Origin of the sequence: Cupriavidus necator A5-1 (assembly GCF_000744095.1) — a bacterium.
GTDB classification, from domain to species: Bacteria; Pseudomonadota; Gammaproteobacteria; order Burkholderiales; family Burkholderiaceae; genus Cupriavidus; species Cupriavidus necator_A.
This window is the reverse complement of sequence record NZ_JQLI01000001.1, coordinates 3,320,495-3,338,076: the sequence shown is the minus strand read 5'-3', so window position 1 is coordinate 3,338,076 and position 17,582 is coordinate 3,320,495. Positions and strand designations below refer to the sequence as shown.

At 61.7% G+C, this 17,582-nt stretch carries 16 protein-coding genes and 1 pseudogene; 9 read left to right on the top strand and 8 right to left on the bottom strand.

The features are described 5' to 3' along the window. Positions 1 to 20 precede the first annotated feature (20 nt). From K307_RS14855 to K307_RS14840, 4 genes are all read right to left on the bottom strand, one after another. On the bottom strand, positions 21 to 914 hold the full coding sequence (locus K307_RS14855) for a fumarylacetoacetate hydrolase family protein (RefSeq protein ID WP_042879209.1): 894 nt from the start codon (positions 912 to 914) through the stop codon (positions 21 to 23). Beyond that, positions 915 to 1,466 (bottom strand): VOC family protein, encoded by a 552-nt coding sequence (locus tag K307_RS14850; protein WP_042879207.1) that lies wholly within the window; start codon positions 1,464 to 1,466, stop codon positions 915 to 917. Between the two features lie 30 nt (positions 1,467 to 1,496). Next, the gene (locus K307_RS14845; RefSeq protein WP_042879205.1) at positions 1,497 to 2,540 is read right to left on the bottom strand and encodes a CDP-6-deoxy-delta-3,4-glucoseen reductase; all 1,044 of its coding nucleotides are present in this window, start codon (positions 2,538 to 2,540) and stop codon (positions 1,497 to 1,499) included. A gap of 301 nt (positions 2,541 to 2,841) precedes the next feature. Then, positions 2,842 to 3,759, bottom strand: coding sequence for a LysR family transcriptional regulator (locus K307_RS14840; protein WP_042879203.1), 918 nt, complete (start codon positions 3,757 to 3,759; stop codon positions 2,842 to 2,844). Positions 3,760 to 3,989: 230 nt separating this feature from the next. On the opposite strand from K307_RS14840, the gene K307_RS14835 reads away from it, so the two are divergent. The 4 genes and pseudogenes from K307_RS14835 to K307_RS44435 all read left to right on the top strand — a co-directional run bounded on the left by K307_RS14835 (position 3,990) and on the right by K307_RS44435 (position 7,138). After that, on the top strand, positions 3,990 to 5,063 hold the full coding sequence (locus tag K307_RS14835; protein ID WP_042879202.1) for an alkene reductase: 1,074 nt from the start codon (positions 3,990 to 3,992) through the stop codon (positions 5,061 to 5,063). A gap of 10 nt (positions 5,064 to 5,073) precedes the next feature. Continuing rightward, entirely contained in the window at positions 5,074 to 5,811 is a 738-nt protein-coding gene (locus K307_RS14830) for a pirin family protein (RefSeq protein ID WP_042879201.1), read from the top strand. Positions 5,812 to 5,829: 18 nt separating this feature from the next. Continuing rightward, positions 5,830 to 6,414, top strand: a pseudogene (locus K307_RS14825) (isochorismatase family protein). Between the two features lie 316 nt (positions 6,415 to 6,730). After that, positions 6,731 to 7,138, top strand: coding sequence for a hypothetical protein (locus K307_RS44435; RefSeq protein ID WP_155301152.1), 408 nt, complete (start codon positions 6,731 to 6,733; stop codon positions 7,136 to 7,138). A 218-nt stretch (positions 7,139 to 7,356) separates the two neighbouring features. Here the strand turns inward: K307_RS44435 and K307_RS50650 are convergent, their stop codons facing one another. The 3 genes from K307_RS50650 to K307_RS14810 form a co-directional block, all read right to left on the bottom strand. Beyond that, positions 7,357 to 7,620, bottom strand: coding sequence for a porin (locus K307_RS50650; protein WP_329955916.1), 264 nt, complete (start codon positions 7,618 to 7,620; stop codon positions 7,357 to 7,359). Then, a complete protein-coding gene (locus K307_RS14815) occupies positions 7,587 to 8,444 on the bottom strand; it encodes a porin (protein WP_329955869.1) in 858 nt (285 codons plus the stop codon). The genes K307_RS50650 and K307_RS14815 overlap by 34 nt, the downstream gene beginning before the upstream one ends. 178 nt (positions 8,445 to 8,622) lie before the next feature. After that, positions 8,623 to 9,675, bottom strand: a complete 1,053-nt coding sequence (locus tag K307_RS14810) for a tripartite tricarboxylate transporter substrate binding protein (RefSeq protein WP_051974894.1) — start codon at positions 9,673 to 9,675, stop codon at positions 8,623 to 8,625. A gap of 134 nt (positions 9,676 to 9,809) precedes the next feature. On the opposite strand from K307_RS14810, the gene K307_RS14805 reads away from it, so the two are divergent. The 5 genes from K307_RS14805 to K307_RS14785 all read left to right on the top strand — a co-directional run bounded on the left by K307_RS14805 (position 9,810) and on the right by K307_RS14785 (position 16,327). Next, positions 9,810 to 10,754, top strand: a complete 945-nt coding sequence (locus K307_RS14805) for a LysR family transcriptional regulator (protein WP_042879200.1) — start codon at positions 9,810 to 9,812, stop codon at positions 10,752 to 10,754. A gap of 149 nt (positions 10,755 to 10,903) precedes the next feature. After that, complete coding sequence (locus K307_RS14800; protein ID WP_042879199.1) at positions 10,904 to 11,698, top strand: class II aldolase/adducin family protein; 795 nt, start codon at positions 10,904 to 10,906, stop codon at positions 11,696 to 11,698. 293 nt (positions 11,699 to 11,991) lie between these two features. Next, complete coding sequence (locus K307_RS14795) at positions 11,992 to 12,969, top strand: Bug family tripartite tricarboxylate transporter substrate binding protein (RefSeq protein WP_042879198.1); 978 nt, start codon at positions 11,992 to 11,994, stop codon at positions 12,967 to 12,969. A gap of 33 nt (positions 12,970 to 13,002) precedes the next feature. Beyond that, positions 13,003 to 14,808 carry a thiamine pyrophosphate-binding protein gene (locus K307_RS14790; RefSeq protein ID WP_051974893.1) on the top strand — a complete coding sequence of 602 codons (1,806 nt, stop codon included), beginning with the start codon at positions 13,003 to 13,005 and terminating at the stop codon, positions 14,806 to 14,808. Between the two features lie 46 nt (positions 14,809 to 14,854). After that, positions 14,855 to 16,327, top strand: a complete 1,473-nt coding sequence (locus K307_RS14785) for an aldehyde dehydrogenase family protein (protein ID WP_042879196.1) — start codon at positions 14,855 to 14,857, stop codon at positions 16,325 to 16,327. A 123-nt stretch (positions 16,328 to 16,450) separates the two neighbouring features. Here K307_RS14785 and K307_RS14780 read toward each other — a convergent pair whose 3' ends face one another. Further along, on the bottom strand, positions 16,451 to 17,419 hold the full coding sequence (locus K307_RS14780; protein ID WP_051974892.1) for a LysR family transcriptional regulator: 969 nt from the start codon (positions 17,417 to 17,419) through the stop codon (positions 16,451 to 16,453). Between the last annotated feature and the right edge of the window lie 163 nt (positions 17,420 to 17,582).

The following is a 17,582-nucleotide window of genomic DNA, read 5'->3' as shown; positions in this document are numbered from 1 at the left end:
CCCGCTAATCTTTATGCCGCTTATGCGATCGTGAACTCGAACTCGCCAATGTTTTCGATCCACTGCTTGACGACATCGCCCGGCTTCAGGAAGTCGCTGTTCGGCATGCCAACCCCGGCTGGCGTACCCGTCAGGACAACGTCGCCCGGGAGGAGCGTCACGCGCGAGGACAGATGGGAGATCTGGTCGGCGATGTCGAACAGCATCTGGTTGGTGTTGGAATCCTGCTTGAGCCTGCCGTTGACCCACAGCTTCATGCTCAGGTTCATCGGGTCGCCGATGAATTGCGCAGGCGTGATGGCCGGGCCCATCGGGCAGGAACCGTCGAATGACTTCTGACCGATCCAGTCATAGCGGAAGGGCGAGGTCTCTGCCGCTTCGGGGCGGAAGATGTGGTCGCGAGCGGACAGGTCGTTGGCAACAGTATAGCCAGCGACATGGCCAAGCGCTTCGTCCCGCGACACATCCTTTGCGGGCTTGCCGATGATGACCGCCAGTTCCACCTCCCAGTCGAGCATCTTCGACCCGCCGGGCAGCGCCACCCTGGTGCCGGGACCCACCACGCTCGAGCCGGTCGCCTTGAGCGAGTGCCAGGGCTTCTCACCGCTGCCCTTCGGATCGGGGTTGATATTGAGCTTGAGGCGCTCCCTCATTTCCTCGACGTGGTCCTTGTAGTTCGCCCCCGCGAAATAGATGTTCCGCGGCGCCGGAAGCGGCGCAACCAGTTCGGCATTCTTCACGTCTTCCCGCTCGGCCAGTTTGGAGCCAAGCGTCGCGAGCTTTGTGCAAGCGTTGGACCAGTCCGCGAGCACTTCGAGCATGTCGTTGTAGGCGCGGGACTGGTAAATTTTGCCGTTGGTCATCATGCCGGTGCGCACGCCCTCGGGCACCTTGAAGGTAACGAGCTGGATCATTTAGTCTGCCTTTCCGAAGATATTGAGTTCAGGAAGCGCGTTGAGGTCGGCTTTTTCGTCGTCGGAGAATCGGTCCCCGAAATCGAAGAAGTCGTCATGCTGGAACCCGTTCGGGTAGTACTGGATCTCCCACCAGTTGTGGTCCAGGTCTTCCAGGTAGAACGAGTACACGCTGTGCTGCTCGTGCGGTTCCAGCACCTGGCGGATCTTGTATTGGTCTTTGTACTTGAGCGCCGCCTGGTAGGCATCGTCCACGCTTTCGCGCGACTTGACGTCCAGCCCCCAGTGGTTAAGCACGTTGCAGGGGTGGACCGCGTCGCCGACTTCCACGCACACAATGTGGAAGCGCATACCCAGGCGAACCGACATCGACGGTTTGGCGTGGCGGCGGCACTCCAGGCCGAGGAACTCCTCGTAGAACTTGCGGGACGCCTTCAGGCTGTAGCATTCCAGCGTGCCATGTCCCAGGCAGAAGGGCTTCACGTGCGAATTGCGCTCTGGGACGGGCGCGGTGAAGTCCGCGGGAATGGCGTCTTCGATGTTGATTTCCATGGTGTTGTCTCCTCAGTATTGCCGGTCAGCTCAAGCTGCGGCTTTCTGCCGGTCTGCTTCGTTGATGAAAGAATCGGCGTAGAACTCGCCTTCCGGAAGGCCGCACCGCGCCGTAAAATCGCGGCGGGCGGAATCGACCACGAGCGGCGCGCCGCAGGCATACACCTGATAGTCGGACATGTCGGGGAAGTCTTCCATGACCGCCTCGTGCACGAATCCGCTGCGACCAGTCCAGTTGCATTCCGGGGTGGCGTCACTCACGACAGGAATGAACTTGATGTGGTCGTGCTCAGCGACCCATTTCTCGGCAAGCGCCGCCATGTAGATGCATGCACGTGTGCGGCCCCCCCAGTAGAGGGTGATGGGACGCTTGTTTCCGCACGCGATGCTGTGGTCGATGATGGACTTGATCGGCGCGAAGCCGGTGCCCGAAGCAAGCATGATCATCGGTTTGTCGCTGCGTGCGCGCCAATAGAAGGACCCGAGCGGCATTTCCAGCATCATAGTTTCGCGCAGCCTCATCGTGCTGAACACGTGTTCCGTGAAGCGGCCACCGGGAACGAGGCGGACGTGCAGGTCGAACTGCCTTACACCTTCGCTGGCGGGGGCGGTCGCGATCGAGTAGCTGCGGCGCGTGCCGTCCTTGAGCACGAAGTCAACGTACTGGCCCGCCTTGAAGACGGTTGGCTCGTTGGGCGGCAGGCCGACGGTGATCAGCATGACGTCCGGCGCTACCCTTTCGAGATGCAGTACGCGGCACGGCAAACGGCGCACCGGGAAAGCTTCCGCGGGGTCCAGCTCGCCGACTTCGATGCTGCAGTCGCCGATGGCCTTGGCCGAGCACAGCAGCGCCTTGCCGGCACGCTTGTCGTCTTCACTGAGGTAGGTCGGGTGGACATTGCCGAAATCAACCTTGCCGTGCTTGACGGTGCCGCGGCAGGTGTTGCAGACACCAGAGCGGCAGCTGAAAGGCATGAGCAGGCCGGCAGCCAGGCCGGCCTTCAGGATCGTCTCACCGTCGTCGCACTCGAACTGGTTGCCACTGGGCAGCAGGGTGATCGTGTGCCTGGTCATGACAAAAGCTCCCAGGCCACTGCGATCGGGGATTTGGGCGCTGCCGTCACACGCGCTGACGGCCGCAGCTCAGATATCTTCATTGCGTCTCCTCCTTCTTTCGGAATGTGAAGGGGAGGTTAGAGCGCGACCCTCGGTGCGTCTATGCAGTAGCGTCAATGTAAGTTATTGGCGCAATGAATACCGGGGGGGAAGTCGGAAGGCGCGAGGCGGAAATCGCCGGTATCAGGCCGGGCTTAAGGAGGAAATGTGCCCTGCAAGCATCGGCAGAGCATTGATTCTGCCAATACCGATCGGAGTGTCAGGCGGGAAACAAGCTCTTGAACTGGGCGCGCAGCCACTGATTGGCGGGGTCGTGGTGATAGCGTGCGTGCCAGTACTGGAATATCTCGATATGCGGAATATCGAACGGCAGGTCGAAGACCTGCACCGGGGCCGTTTCGCAGAACGCCTGCGCCAGCACGGACGGTACGGTCATGATCAGGTCGGTGCTCGAGATGATCTTCGGGATGCCGAGCGAATTCGCTACGCGCAACGCGACGCGGCGCCGCACGCCGTGTTTCATGAACTCTTCCGCGAGGAGCGCTTCCAGCGCGGCGTGATTGCCGAGTGCAGGCACGTAGGAAATGTGCGCGGCGCTCAGGTAGGCGGGCAGGGTCAGGGTCCCGTCAATATCCGGATGCCCCTTGCGCGCAACGGCGACGTAATGACCTGTCGTCACGCGCTGGCGGAAGAAGCTCGGCCCGAAATCTGAAAAATAGCCGATCACAAGGTCCACGTCGCCATTGGGCATCGCCGCCTGCGCCTGCTGCGATGTCATTTCGATAGCCTCGAGGTCTACCCCCGGCGCGATCTCGGCAAAGTGGGTGACGATCTTCGGCAAAAAGACGCGTTGTCCCATCTCGTTCATGCAGATGGAAAAACGCCGACACGAGGTCATCGGGTCGAAGTGCCGCTTGTCCTCGATCGCCCGGCGGAGTTGTCCCAGCGCCTCCTGGACCTGTTCCGCCATTTGCAAGGCCAGCGGCGTCGGCCTCATGGCACCGTCAGAACGCACGAAAAGCGGGTCGCCGAAGAAATTCCGCAGGCGCGCGAGCGCGTTGCTCGTGGAAGGCTGGGTCAGCCCCATCTCCTCTGCGGTCCTGGACACGCTGCCGACGCGGAGCATCGCATCAAACACCAGCAGGAGATTCAGGTCCAGTGAGTAGAGCTTGTTCATCGTTGCGTCGAGTGGGCGAATTGATTGTATCAATAGTAGGTCGCTGTCAGCGCCTCCGGAGAGAGGTATCACTGCCCCAGGTGCTCCCGCAGGAACTTGACGAACAAGGCCATGCCTTTCCGCAGTTCACTGCTCCATCAGTGGATCAATGTTCCCCAAATTACCATATTTATCCCGCGTGAGAAGCGGGCGATGATGCTTCCATCCCAATCCGAGGAAGCCATTTCATCATGAGCAAACTGTTCGATCCCGTCCGCGTCGGCGGCTACACCTTGCAAAACCGCCTGGTCATGGCGCCGATGACCCGCAGCCGTGCCCAGTACGACGGCACGCCGGGAGAACTGGCAGCCGAGTATTACGCGCAGCGCGCCAGCGTTGGCCTGATCGTCACCGAAGGCACCCAGCCCTCGGACGATGGACAGGGCTACCTGACCACGCCGGGCATCTACACCGACGCGCATGTCGCGGGCTGGAAGGAGACCACCGATGCCGTGCATGCCAGGGGTGGCCACCTCGTCATCCAGCTCATGCACGCCGGGCGCATGTCGCACCCCGACAACACGCCGCATCATCGCCCGGGCGTCGCGCCTTCGGCCATCGCGCCGGGCACGCCGATGTTCACGGCCAAGGGCATGCAGGATATTCCCGTGCCGCGCGCGCTGACCACCGAGGACGTGCGCCAGACCGTCCAGGATTTCCGCTACGCGGCTCGCCGCGCGATCGAGGCCGGTGCCGATGGCGTCGAAATCCACGGTGCCAACGCCTACCTGATCCAACAGTTCTTCGCCCCGAGTGCCAACACGCGCACCGACGAATACGGCGGGTCGATCGAGAACCGCGCCCGCTTTGCCATCGAGGTGGCCACCGCGATTGCCGAGGAAATCGGCGCGGGTCGCACCGCCATCCGCCTGTCGCCCGGCACGACGATGTGGGGCATCGACGAAGGCGCTGAAGGACCGGATCTCTACCGCTACCTGATCGCCGAACTCGACAAGCTGGGGCTGGCCTACCTGCACATCATGCAGCAGGGCAACGAACCGCTGCTGGCCGATATCCGCAAGCTCTGGAAGGGCACGCTGATCCTGAACCGGCCGGGCCGCCTGCGTGAGCAGATCGGGGCCGACCTGGCATCGGGGCTGGCCGACCTGGAAGCCTACGGCCAGATGGTTCTTGCGAACCCGGATTTCGTTGCCCGGTTGAAGGACAGCGCGCCGATGAATGAGGCGGACCGCAATGGTTTCTTCGGCGGTACCGCGCAGGGCTACACCGATTACCCGACCCTGAGCGAAGCCCAGGCTGCCTGAGGCCACCAACATGTCCGTCATTGCCCCACTCCAGCGCGCCAACCACGGCAGCCACTTCCGGGCCTATGGCCTGCGTGGCGTGGCCGCGCTGATCGACCCCTTCATCGGGGTCGATCACGCCTGGATGAGCGCGCCGACCTTTCCGCCGCATCCCCATGCCGGCTTCTCGGCGGTGTCCTACCTGTTCCTCGATTCGGAAACCGGGATCAACAACCGTGACTCGCTCGGCACCCACAACCTGATCCGGCCCGGTGGCCTGCACTGGGCGACGGCAGGGAGCGGCATCGTCCACGAAGAAGTACCGGCCGAGACCGGCAAGACCGTCCATTCGCTGCAAATCTTCGTCAACCTCGCCCCCGAGCGACAGAGCATCGCGCCTTTCGCATTGACCGTGGAACCGCAGGACGTGCCGGTTATGCAGTTGCCAGGCGCCAGGGTGCGCGTGCCCGTGGGGAGCTTCGGAGACGCACGTTCCCCACTGAACCCGCCGACCGAAGTGACGATGCTCGACATTTCGCTGGAGGAGGGTGCCGAACTGGCCGTGCCCGTCGCAGCCGGATATTGCGCCTTCGTCATGCCGATTTTCGGCACGGCGATGGTGGACGGCCAAAACTTCGAGCACAACGATCTCAAGCTCCCTGTTTTTCCCGCACGGGACACGCCTCACGCGATCACGCTTCAAGCCCCCCACGGCAGCGCCAAGGTCATGCTTTTTGCCGGCCCGCCGCTGCACTCCACTGCCACCTGACTACAAAGGAGTCTCATCATGGCTTACGAACGATTCACTGGAGATAACGCCGCGCTTTTGTTGATCGACCATCAGGTCGGCACCATGGGCTGGGTACATTCCATCCCCTTCGAGGAGATGAAGCGCAATGCGCTGATGCTGGCGTAGGCGGCTCGCATCCTGAAGCTGCCTGTTGTGCTGACCTCCAGCATGGAGGAGCACGCGCAGGGGCCGCTGCAGGAAGAGTTGGAATCGATCCTGCCGACCGAGTTCGCCGCCCGAATCAAGCGGCTTGGCATCGTCAATGCCATGGACGACGAGAATTTTGCCGCGGCCGTCAAGGCGACCGGGCGCAAGAAGCTGATCATTGCCGGCGTCACCAACGACGTGTGCACGGTCTATCCGGCGCGGAGCCTGGTGTGCGATGGTTTCGAGGTACAGGTGGTCGCTGATGCAGGCGGCTCGCCGAGCAAGATGGCCGACGACATCGCCCTGCGCCGGATGGAGCGTGGTGGCGTCACGCTGACGAGCACCAACCAGCTGATGGCAGAACTTGCCGGTAGCTTGGCCACGCCGGAAGGTGGTCAGCCGGTACAGGTGTTGATGGAATCGTTTCAGGCTTAAGCAGCAAAGGTACTGGCACAGGTCGGCCGTATGTGTATAGCTACTGGAAGTTTCCTTTCGACAAGCGACATCCGGTTTTACTTTGTGTTGGCTAGCCAAGGTGATCCGCTAGATTGTCTATCTCGAACATTAACAATGGCTTCGGAACGCCGTGTCGTTACTACTGGGGCTGGGTGTTCAGAGGTGCGCCCATTTTTTGGAGTCCTGGTAGCTTTCCAGCTCCGCCCAAGGTCGCTCACCGGTGCGAGACTGACCGTTCTTGCAACGGACACTTGGGTATCCATGGCAGACGGTTGGGCAGTTTCAGGCAATGGGCTTGTCCTCGGCTCTCGTCAGCTGGTTTATCCTGGCGCGACTTCTGCCAAAGTATCCGAGTCCTCGTAAATTCTTTGTGATTGGATTCGGCGCGCTGGCGATATTCGGCTGGCTTCTGTCCGGGCTCACGCCGGCAGCCAACCTCTGGCTGGATATCCTGCCGGCGTTGCTTCTGAACGGCGTCTTCATGATGTTTGTCATGGCCAATGCTGCAATCCAGACATTCAGGGATGTCCAGTACGACGAAACGGTGTTCTCCCATGCCCAGCAAGCTAAAAATATGCTGGCGAAGATCGGTCTGGCGCTTCAGTCTGGCGACAATCGGACAGCAATGGCGGTCGACAGTGCACGACGACGCGCTGGCCAGAAATATCCATCCCGGCAACTCCACTTATCTCCAGGCTGTTGACCACCTGGCAAGCCAGGTGTCGGCCGTACTCGGGCAAGCGGACGCAGGCAGAGTCGCCGTGGCGCTGGTCGCGCAGTCCTTGGCTCAACAGGCAAATCTTCTCGCAAACCTTGACCACTTTTCCGTGATTGCGGTCATTGGTGGACTCGGTGTCGTGATCAGCTTAAGTCAACGGCTGCTCAAGTAACTTATCGGGCTTGCGAGCGGCCGGGCCGCCGTCAGAATTTATGTCGAAGGTTCAGTGTGACTCCAGTCTGGTTCTGCCCGGCCGTGATGGTGCTGCCGAAGCCGTTCAGACCGAGATTGGCGTTGTCCCTGTTGCGCGCATAGCCGATGGTCAGGAAGGCGTCGGTGCGTTTGGACAGCGCATAGCTGGCTGACCCCACCAGGCTCCACGGGTCTTGGCCAGAGCGCTTGTCATTAAAGTAGTAGCCGGCCGCTGTGAGGGTCAGGGCCGGTGTGGCTTGGAGGCGGTAACCCAGCCAATAAACATCGTTCCTGCGGCCTGGCGCGGTCGCCGCCAGCCCGATATTGCCGCTGAACCAGCGATAGCCGGCGACAGCGTGGAGCTGCCAAAGCTGAAGTTGCCGGCGGCTGCAAGGCGGCGGTCGCGCTGACCAGAATTCTGGCCCGTGAGGCCGCGCGTGCCTTGCTGCTGATCATAGATCAGGGTCAGGCCGAAGGGGCCGCTCGCGTATTCCAGCCCGCCGCCGAAGGCGCGGTCGCTCTTGACGTCGCCCGCGGTTTCACTGGCAAACGAATTGGCGCCGCCGCTGGTGATGGTGGTACCCCTGGCAAAGCTGTACAGCGCGACGGCGGTCACGGGCCCGAGCTTCCCCGTGTACTTGGCAGTGTTGTCGTAGCGGCCGACGAAGTTGGGATCCATCATCAGCGCGGAGTAGTGCGCAGCCAGCACCATTGGCTCATAGTTGATCAGAAGGTCATACAGTGCATTCTGCTGCCGCCCGACGGTGACGCGGCCCCACTGGTTTTCCAGCCCGGCGAAGGCCTGCCGCCCGAAGAGCCGGCCGCCCTGGCTGGAGGTGCCGGAGTCGAGGTCGAATCCGCTCTCCAGGACATAGACCGCCTTGGCGCCGCCACCGAGGTCCTCGACGCCGCGCAGGCCCCAGCGCGAGCCGGAAACATTGCCGGAGGTCATCCGGAACAGTTTGTCGCCTTGCGCATTGGCATTGCTGAGGTACTCGAGGCCGATGTCGGCTACGCCGTAGAGCGTAACCGACGATTGCGCGGCGGCAAGCTGGGCCGATGTCGCCAGCAGCATGCCAAGGCACAGTGTTCTTCTCATGGAATCCTCCATTTTCTTATTGCACGCAGGGTGGGAAAACGCTGCGCCGCGCAGTGAGCGCGGCGCGAGTGGGCGCACTGAGGCAGCCGGTGCGGCGCATGTCCGCGTCGGCTCCCAGGTCCATGTATGACTTGTGGATTGACGTTTCTGTGCTGCCGGAACGGCCAGCAAGCAAGCTCTATTCGAGAGATATCGCGTACTTCGCCGCGAGTTGCTTCCAGAACGGGATTTCGGTCGCGATCGTCGCGGCAAAAGTTGCCGGATCTGAGCCCACCGCGTCATATCCCTGGGCCTCGAGGATCTGGCGCACCTCAGGCTTTTTCATCGCGGCCAACGTGAGCGCGACCAGTCTCTTCAGAACTGGCTCAGGCAGGCCGTTCGGGGCAATGAGCCCGAACCACACGCGCATATCCAGGCTGGTCACGCCTTGTTCCGACGCTGATGGCACCGCCGGAATGTACCTGCTGCGGTCATGACCGGTGACCGCCAGCACGCCGATACGGGGATCGCGGCTGTACGGAAGCGCATTGGCTACCGTGCTGATAAAGATGGGCACCTGGCCGCCCAACGCATCGACCAATGCCGGCGCACAGCCCTTGTAGGGAACATGGACGAAGCGTACATTCCACGCCGCGGCGAGCATGGCGCCGGCGAAATGCTGCGGTGTGCCGTTTCCGCACGACGAATATGCGAGCGGCTGGCCAGACGCTTTCGCTTTGGCGCGAAGGGCCGACAATGCCGATATGCCAAGCGTGTTCGATACACCAATGACGAGCGGGGACGAGGCAATCAGCGAGACCGGCTGGAAATCTCGCTGTGGATCGAAGGCTAACCGCTTGTACAGCGCACCATTCATCGTGAGATTGCTGGTGGTGAGGCCGATGGTGTAGCCGTCTGCTTGCGACTTCGCGATGGCATCGAGGCCGATGTTCCCGGACGCGCCGGCGCGGTTTTCTACAACAAAAGGCTGTCCTGTATCCGTCGTGAAGGATTTTGCGAGTACGCGAGCAATGCTGTCTGTTCCGCCGCCGGCGGGAAAGGGCACAACAATGCGGACCGGCCTGGTGGGAAAGTTTTCTGCCGCGAAGGCGGACTGGACGACTACGGTCGACCAGAGCATTGCCGCGAGCGTGGCGGCTGCGACCCTGGCCAACGGTGCCCTTTCCGAGGCAAGGCATGACTTACCGTGGCGCCGGCAAGAAACGCGATTGATAAAGGTCATGCAGTCCATGCTGTCTCCTGCGAGGGCCTGATGCCAGGCCACCATGTTGTTTGTGGCTGCAATTGTGGGTAACCTCATCCATATCTTCAAATAGTTCTTATACCGTAATCACATAGCAATCCAGCTATGGATGGAGGAGGCGCGTGCGCGGATTCGACCCATATCTCACCTTCCAGAAACTTGAAGTTTTCTGCACCGTGGCGGAACTCGGCAGTGTGACGCGCGCAGCCGACAGGCTGTGCATTGCGCAACCCGTCGTAACTGCACACCTGCGCAGCATGGAGGCACGGCTGGGGTATGCCCTGGTGGCGCGTGCCGGCAGGAACATCGCGCTGACCGAAGCAGGAGAGCGTGTCTATCGTTGGGCGACCGAAGTCATCACGCGGACGCGCGAGATCGAGCGGGAGCTCGCAGGACTTGAGGGCGGGGGTGCCGGAAACGCGGTCGTGGCAACGTCGATGTCGATTGGCTCCTATGCATTGCCGCCACTGATAGCGGATTTCTACCGGCAACACCCCAACGGACTGGTGACCGTTCAGATTTCAAATCCGCAAGCGGCAGTGGACGCGACGCGCATAGGGGGCTGCGATTTTGCGGTAATCCTGCTGACGGCAAAGCAAGATCTGGATGGGCTGACGGTGATTCCGCTGTGGGAGGAAGACCTTCTTCTGGTATGCGCGCCGGATAGCCGCTGGGTCAAACAACCCTCGAAGGAAGTCGACCTTTATCAGGTGCCATTTATCAGCACGCCACGGAATCTGGCAAGGCGTGAGCTGGAGGACACGCATCTGCGCAAGCATGGCCTCGAGAACCGCAGGGTCGTGCTGGAGCTCGGGCATCCTGAAGCAATGAAGCACGCGGTCCGGCAGGACATCGGGCTGAGTTTCATGCTTGCTTCCTCGATCCGCGCCGATGTGGCACGCGGAGACCTGGTGGTTCTTGATCGCCCCGACTTGCCAATGAAGATTCCATCCTACGTGGTGTACCGGGAAGATAAGCGCTTCTCCGCTTTTCAGGCAGCGCTCTTGCAGTTTATCCGCGACGCGGCGCCGCAAAACAACGCCCTGCAGGCGCATCTCAAATCATAGTTAGCGAAGTATGGATCAAGGCCTAAATAGCTAATAGACCTATCATCAACCCAAGTCTAAGCTGTAACGACGTTCCGGGCAGTAGTGCGGCGTCGTATGTCCCGGGACGCGAATCGAACCACACTCGCCAACCTGAGACTAGGCCCTCCATGTGCAACTCCCATACCAATCCCGGCAGCAGCGTCGACTACGCTGAAGATCTCGATTGTCCTTCCGGCTCCGCAAGCGACACGTTGATCGAAGACCTGGTGTGCGCCAATCACATCTTGTTCGATCAGGGCATTGTCGATGCCTTTGGCCACGTCAGCGTCCGGCATGACAAGGATCCAGGCCGGTTCCTGCTGGCGAGGAACATGGCACCCGCCACTGTTACGCCAGACGACATTGTGGAGTTCAAGCTGGACGGGTCTCCAGTCAACGCGGGGGGGCGCGCCATCTACCTGGAGCGATTCATCCATGGCGAGATCTACAGGGCCCGACCCGACGTGCACGCCATCGTGCACAGCCACTCGCCTACCGTGCTTCCATTCAGCGTCGTCAAGAACACCCCTTTCAGGCCCGTTTGCCATATGAGCGGTTTCCTGGGCGCTGGAACACCGATCTTCGAGATTCGCGAAACTGCCGGCGACGCGACCGACCTGCTGATCCGCGATGGCAACCTTGGCGCCGCGCTTGCGCAGAAGCTCGGCGAAGCGTCGTTTGTTCTGATGCGAGGCCATGGATCCACCGTCGTCGGTCCTACGCTCAAGCACGCAGTCTACCGAGCGGTCTACGCCGAAGTGAATGCGCAGCTACAGGTGGGCGCCATGCGGCTTGGCGAAGTAACGTATCTCAGCCAGGACGAAGCCGCCACGGCTTGCCGGAATATCGAAACACAAATCGAACGCCCATGGGCGCTTTGGAAAAAGCGCGTGCAGCGCACCGGCGCCGTGGACGGACGCTGAGGAGCTGGGCGCGAGCCGGTGCCTGTCGTTTGCTGCCAACACCGGCGCGTCTATTGCTGGCGCCCACATCGCTCTCGAACCGTAAGCAAAGGCTTTTCGAGAGGAGCTCACAAAGGTCACGCACGAATCACGAAATCAGGAAACGCCCGCCGACGGCGCTACTGACGATAACAAATGCCGGAATGCGGTGACCGTGGAAGAGCGATTGCTACTTCTTTACTGCACGCGCTCTAACGCGACAGGGGCCAGCAATCTGACAGAGCCCCACCCGCAGTAAATACAGGAGACAAGACATGAAATTCAATCCCGGCACAGGGATGCTTTCCCTTTGCCTTTGCACCGTGATCATTGGCGTACCTGCCTCGGCTCAGACCTACCCGACCAAGCCCATCCACATCGTTGTGCCGCTCCCGCCCGGCGGATCCAATGACGTGCTTGCCCGCATCCTGGCGCAGAAAATGTCCGAGTCTTTCGGCCAGCCGGTCATCGTTGATAACAAGCCGGGTGCCGCAGGCAATATCGCCACCGATTTCATAGCCAAGGCCGAAGGCGACGGCTATAGCATCGCCGTTGCACCCAATCAGACCGTGGCGGTTAACCCGGTTCTGTATCCTAGGCTGCCGTTTGAGGTGAGCCGGGACCTGACGGGCATCACCCTGCTGGGTCGCGTGCCCATGGTGCTGGTGGTGTCGCCAGGCAAGGTGGCGGCAACTTCGGTTGCCGAATTGATCGCGCTGGTCAAAGCCAACCCCGACAAGCTTTCTTATGCGTCCGCCGGCTCGGGCAGCCCGCAGCACATGGCAGCGGAAGTCTTCAAGTCCATGACAGGAACCCGCATCACCCAGATTCCGTACAAAGGCTCGGCCCCCGCGCTGGTGGATCTGTTGGGTGGCAATGTGGACATGATGTTCTGCCCGATCAATTCAGCCCTGCCGCACATCCGCAGCGGCAAGCTGCGCGCGCTTGGCACCAGTGGCGCGAAGCGTGTCGAGCTGCTGCCGAAGGTGCCTACGATTGCCGAGACTCTTCCCAATTTCGAAAGCGATATCTGGATCGGCATGGTTGCCCCAGCCAGGACGCCACCGGCCATCATCAGCAAGCTCAATGCTGAGTTGCGCCGCTCGTTGGCGCTGCCCGATGTACAGGGCAAGCTGGCCGAGCAGGGCATCTATGCGGAAAGCAGCACGCCCCTCGAATTCACCAGGCTGATCGCCAGCGACCAGAAGCGCTGGGCAGAGGTGATCAGGGCCGCAAACATCAATCCCGAATAATTCTCTTCTTCTCATTTTCACCTGGGAGTTTCCATGAACGTTCCCTCCGGCCCCTCCGTGCGCCGCGATATTCCCACGCCTTCCGAACCGGATGAAGCCGTCTGGGCCAGTGACGCGATTGCCGACATGCTGCGCGCTATGAACATCCCCTATGTGCTGCTCAATCCTGGCGCAAGTTTTCGCGGCCTGCATGACAGTATCGTGAACCACCTGGGCAATGAAAAGCCGCAGATGATGGTGGTGCTCCATGAAGAGCATGCGGTGGCCATCGCGCACGGCTACACCAAAGTTACCGGCAAGCCGCTGGTGGCGATTGTGCACAGCAATGTCGGGCTGATGCACGGCTCCATGGCCATCTTCGATGCCTGGGTGGACCGCATGCCGGTCATTGTGCTCGGTGCCACCGGGCCGGTCGACGCGAACAAGCGCCGACCGTGGATCGATTGGATTCATACGGCGCAGGACCAGGCCGCGCTGGTGCGTCACTTTATCAAGTGGGATGCGCAGCCGGCTTCGATTCCGTCGGCGCACGAAGCGCTTCTGCGGGCCCGGCAGATTGCCACCACCGCACCCAAGGGCCCGGTCTACGTCTGTTTTGATGCGGCCCTGCAGGAATCCAGGCTGGCTGAGCGGCCGGCGATTCCCGACCCGGCGCGCTACCTCGCGCCGCCGCCGGCCCGGCCTTCGGATGACATCGTGGCGCAGGCGGCAGCGCTGCTGTCAAAGGCCAGCCGCCCGGTGATCCTGATGGGCCGCGTGTCGCGCGACGTCGAAGGCTGGGAGCAGCGCATCCAGCTGGCCGAAACACTGAACGCTGAAGTGCTGACCGACCTGCGTGTCGGCGCGGCCTTTCCGACCGACCACCCGCTGCACGCAGCGCCCAGCGGGGCCTTCCTCACAGCTAATGCACAGGAAGTCTTGCGCGAAGCCGACGTGGTGCTCAGCCTGGACTGGCTGGATCTTTCAGGAACGCTGAAGCAGGCCTGGGGCGACAAGCCCGTCGGCAGCAAGATCATCCAGGTCTCCGTGGACCACTACAACCACAATGGCTGGAGCATGGACCACCAGGGCCTGCCGCCGGTCGATGTCTTCATGTTGTGCGAGCCTGAGCCGGCCGTGGCCTTGTTGAACCAGCGCGTCAAGCCGCGCGAGACGCCGGCGCCCGCCAAACGGCCGCTTCCCCCGGTCTCAGTGACGCTGCCCGTGCCAGGCGCCACCGGCGGTAGCAACATTACGGTGACCACTCTGGCGGCCACCTTAAAGCGCGCCGTTGGTGAGCAAGAGGTTTGCCTGATGCGCCTGCCGTTGAGCTGGAGCGGCGAGATGTGGGACTTCCGGCACCCATTGGACTTTCTGGGGTACGACGGCGGCGGGGGCATCGGCTCGGGCCCCGGCATGTCGATAGGCTCTGCGCTGGCCCTCAAAGGCAGCGACCGTCTACCGGTCGCGGTGATCGGCGACGGTGACTACATGATGGGCGTCAACGCGCTCTGGACGGCCGCCAATGCACGCATCCCAATGTTGATGGTGGTGTGTAACAACCGTTCATTCTTCAACGACGAGGTGCACCAGGAGCGCGTCGCGCGCCAGCGCAAGCGGCCGATTGAAAACCGCTGGATAGGCCAGCGCATCAGCGACCCAGCGCCCGACCTCGCCATGATGGCGCGCGGCCAGGGGCTCACCGGCATCGGCCCAGTCGAGGAAGCCGCCGAACTGGAGAAAATCCTGGCCGATGCCATCGCGGCAGTCAAGAAGGGCGAGACGGTCGTGGTCGACGTGGTGGTGCAAACCGGCTACAGCCCGGCCATGACGGCGGGCCTGACGCGGTCGAAGGACTGATTGCGCTCCGGCGCCCGGCATTTCTATTGTTGAGGACACAGAACCTATGCGCGCACACGAAATTCCCCCCGGCGTCTTGCCGACGCGACGCGAACTGTACTACGGCGGTGCGTGGCACACCCCCAAGGCGGGCGGCTACGCCGAGACCATCAACCCGGCTTACAACGAGACCATTACCACTGCGCCGCTTGCCGATGAGGCCGATGTGGACGCCGCGGTGCAGGCGGCCCATGCCGCTTTTCCAGCCTGGGCCGCCACGCCACCCGTCGAGCGGGGGCGCTACCTTCGCAAGGCCGCCGCGGTGTTGCGCGAGCATGCCAAGCCGCTGGCGCTGCTGGATTCGCTCAACAATGGCAATCCGGTGTCGGCTCTGGCCATGGACGCGGCCTTTGCTGCCGACTGTCTGGAGTACTTCGCAGGCCTGGCCACGGAAATCAAAGGGGAGACCATCCCCATGGGCGACGGCAACCTGAACTACACCATGCAGGAGCCGCTAGGCGTTATCGCCCGTATCGTGGCGTATAACCACCCACTCATGTTTGCCGCTGCGCGCCTTGCCGCGCCGCTGGCGGCCGGCAACACAGTGGTGGTGAAGTCGCCCGACCAGGCGCCGCTGTCCATCCTACGGCTGGCCGAACTGGTGGGCGAAATCTTTCCGCTCGGCGTGGCCAATTTTTTGTGCGGCGGTCGTGAATGCGGCGACGCCATGGCACGGCACCCGCTGGTGCGCAAGATCACGCTGATTGGCGGGGTGCCCACCGGCCGTGCCGTCATGAAGACGGCTTCCGACAACCTCAAGCCCGTCCTACTGGAACTTGGCGGCAAAAACGCGCTGATCGCCTACCCCGATGCCGATCTCGACAAACTCGTGAACGGCATCCTGGGAGGTATGAACTTCACTTGGTCGGGCCAGAGCTGCGGCTCCACCAGCCGCGTCTTTCTGCATGAGTCCATCCATGACCAGGTACTGGAGAAAGTCGTCCAGCTGCTGCCGGAGCGCCACAAGCCCGGCATCCCGACAGACCCGGAGACCACGATGGGCTCGCTCGTCAGCCGCGCGCAACTGGAAAAAGTGCTGGGCTATGTGGCTAAGGGTCTGGAAGACGGCGGACGGTTGGTGTGCGGTGGCAAGCAGCCGGACGCCCCTGCACTGAAGGACGGCTTCTTCTACGAAGCCACCGTGTTCGCCGACATGAAGCCGCACATGCGTTTGGCTCAGGAAGAAGTGTTCGGCCCCATCATGTCGGTTTTCAAGTGGAGCGACGAAGACGCGTTGTTCGAGCAGGTCAATGGCGTGGAGTTCGGCCTGACGGGCTCGATCTGGACGCAGAGCCTGAACACTGCGCATCGCGCCGCCAAACGGATGCACACCGGCTATGTGTGGATCAACAACTCCAGCCAGCACTTCATGGGTGCGCCTTTCGGCGGCGTGAAGCAGTCGGGCATAGGGCGTGAGGAATGCTTTGCCGAGCTGCTGGAGTTCACATACACCAAGAATGTGAATCTGAAACTGGCTTAAGGCGCTTGCCCGACTCAGCCCCGGGCGGACCGGGGCCGTGCGGCTTCAGTGGGGTACGCTTCAGAAAGCGGACCGTCCACTGAACATTGACGATTCAACGCCAAAGTATTGATCGTTGGATCATCAATCGCCTGGCCTTGCGCAGCTAGCAGTGTTCAGTGGTTTGCTGTGTGTGGCCGAGAAGCGGTCGGCAAGTCTCTGTCGTCTGAACATCTCGGTCACAAAGTCGACAAAGGCCCGGGTCTTGGCTGGCAATAAGGTCCGCGAGGCGTAATAAAGAGATATTTCGCCCGCTTCCGCGTACCAGCGCGGAAGCACCCGGACAAGCGCACCAGTCTTCAGGTCTGCCAGCACGTCAGGAACCGCCAACAGCGCTACGCCAAGTCCAAGGCGGGCAGCTTCGCGCATCGCCGACGGATCGTTCACGACGATGTTTTCAGACATTAGCGCTGCCACCTCCTTCCCGCGTCCGTCACGCATGGTCCACTGCCGAATGCGACCGGTATCAAGCGATCGCATGACGATGCCTTGCAGTCCAGCGAGGTCGGAGGGTGTGGCCGGAGCCTTGTGGCCGTGCAAATAGTCAGGCGATGCCACGGCGACGATGTGGACTGGCGCCAGCGTTCTGGCCACGATACCCGGTGCAAGTTCGAAGCCGCCGCCAATGGCCAGGTCATAACCCTCCCGAACCAGGTCCACCTGGCGATTATCGAAATGCCACTCCGGGCGAATCCGCGGATACCGGCTCAGGAACTCCGGAAGAAGCGGAAGGATATGTCCCGCGCCAAAGGTCGGGCTTAAGCTCACCTTGAGTACGCCAGCGGGTTCGGACGCTCCGGAAGATGTTTCGGCAATAGCGGCCTGCAACGCGTCAAGACTGCTGCCGATCGACTGCAGGAAGCGCTCTCCGGCTTCTGTCAGCGTCAGTCGTCGAGTGGAGCGCTGGAGTAGTCGGACGCCGAGGTTGCGCTCAAGCATTGCCACATTGCGGCTGACTGCCGCAGGCGTCAGGGCAAGCCGCCGTGCCGCTTCCGAAAAGCTGCCATCCTCCGCGCTCTTCACGAAGCTTTCCAGGTTGGCCAGGGTCTCCATGTCATCTTCAACGTTTGATTGAAAATGGATCAAGTCTATACCACCTAATAAATGTGGAATAGCTGGTCTATCTTTCGTACACGCAAGACTTCTGGACAGTCGCCGGACGACAGCCATACCGCTGGTCCACGCCAACTGAATCTCGGCAGCGATCTTGCGCTGA